General features: G+C 59.5%; 1 protein-coding gene and 1 pseudogene. Both read right to left on the bottom strand.

What is annotated here, in order from left to right; genetic code table 11:
- Positions 1–125: 125 nt before the first annotated feature.
- Positions 126–540, bottom strand: a pseudogene (locus BST14_RS32765) (TetR/AcrR family transcriptional regulator); the annotation flags it as partial.
- 185 nt (positions 541–725) lie between these two features.
- A complete protein-coding gene (locus BST14_RS28050) occupies positions 726–1,181 on the bottom strand; it encodes a DUF1942 domain-containing protein (RefSeq protein ID WP_083067484.1) in 456 nt (151 codons plus the stop codon).
- Between the last annotated feature and the right edge of the window lie 233 nt (positions 1,182–1,414).

Raw genomic sequence — 1,414 nt, forward strand, 5'->3', positions numbered from 1 at the left:
ACCTTCAATCACTCGGCTACGACACGCCGGTCACCAAATCGGTCCCCGACTCGTACACCACCTTGGCGGACGCAACCGGATGCATCCGGTCGCCGTGACGGCGGTAAACGCCAGGAGTGCCGCGTGTCATGCAGGAAACCACAACGCATGGTTGGCATCGCTGTTCAACGTGGCCGACTGCGCAATCGATGCCATGCTCGCGGCAGTATCGGGCTGTTCCCAGATACTTAAGTAGGTCCGCAACACGCGGCGGCCCAATTCGTCTTCTTTGGAGCTGAGTTGAGTCGTCAGTAGGTCAGACGGCAGCACCAACTTCATCGACTCGCGGAACAACGCCGCTTTCGAGCCGACAGGTATAGACCATTGCCGGATCTACTCGCGCGTCGTCGGCAATCGCTCGCAGCGTCGTCTTGTCATATCCACGCGCAGCGAATTGGCGTTTCGCCGCGCGCAGGACCGCGTCGCGCGATACTGGCCCGCCTTGGCGTCTGCCCGCCGCTTAGCAATTTCCCCAGGTGACGGCACCAGCAACCATATCATTTTCACTTTTTATTCAAAAGGCTTACGTCTCGGTCGAATTTTGGACGCACAGCAATGGTTTCACGCCAGGGAAGCAACGGCGGCAATTCTCTTGCGACAACGAAACCCGAGCCGCCGGCCTTCACCTTTGTCGCGAAAGCGCAACCGGTGACATGTTTTTCGAGTAGCGCCGGTGAGTCGAATTGCTAGCCTTTCCAGACGACCTTGTCCGTCCCTCCGGCGTCCCGGTAGACGACGCTGTCGGGGTTCGTGCCGTTGCGCACGTCGAAGTAAATGCGCCCAGTGACGGGGCTGCCTAAGGGGAGTGGCCCCTCAGGAAGGCCGTCGGTCTGGTTGCCCTTCATCACCGCGAACGTGGAGCTGTTCACGGCCCGAGCATTGAAGTCGGCAATGTTCGGAGTCGCGTTACCGCTGACGCCTGTGGCCGTGACGTCGGAGTACCAGACGCCGTCGTTGTGGCCGCTGGGCTGCAGGTTGCTCACGGTGTAGTCGATGGTGCCGCCATTGCTGGAAATTTCAGCCTTCTGGCCGAACTGCAGCACTTGTGGGTCGGCCCATGCCGGTGTCGCCACGAGGACTCCGGCCACCGCCAGTGCAGCTGTCGCTGCCGTTGTTTTCGATGCAATGTGTGAGAATGCCACGTCGGGCTCCCTTCGTGAGGTGCCGGCTATCCAGGAGCGGCAGTTGGATTGACGTCTATCCAAAGCGCGGAATTTCAAACCTGGCGTTTACGAATAGCGCATGTCAATCCTGCTCGTTGACTAGCTGGTAGAGCCATTCTTGTTGGGCTTTCTCACGGTCAAGTCCAGGGACGTGGTGTACGGGGTCGTCTTGTGATTCTTCGAGATGATGGTTCAAGCGGTCAGTGCCGCAG

The sequence above is a fragment of the Mycobacterium arosiense ATCC BAA-1401 = DSM 45069 genome, assembly GCF_002086125.1.
Classification (GTDB): Bacteria; Actinomycetota; Actinomycetes; order Mycobacteriales; family Mycobacteriaceae; genus Mycobacterium; species Mycobacterium arosiense.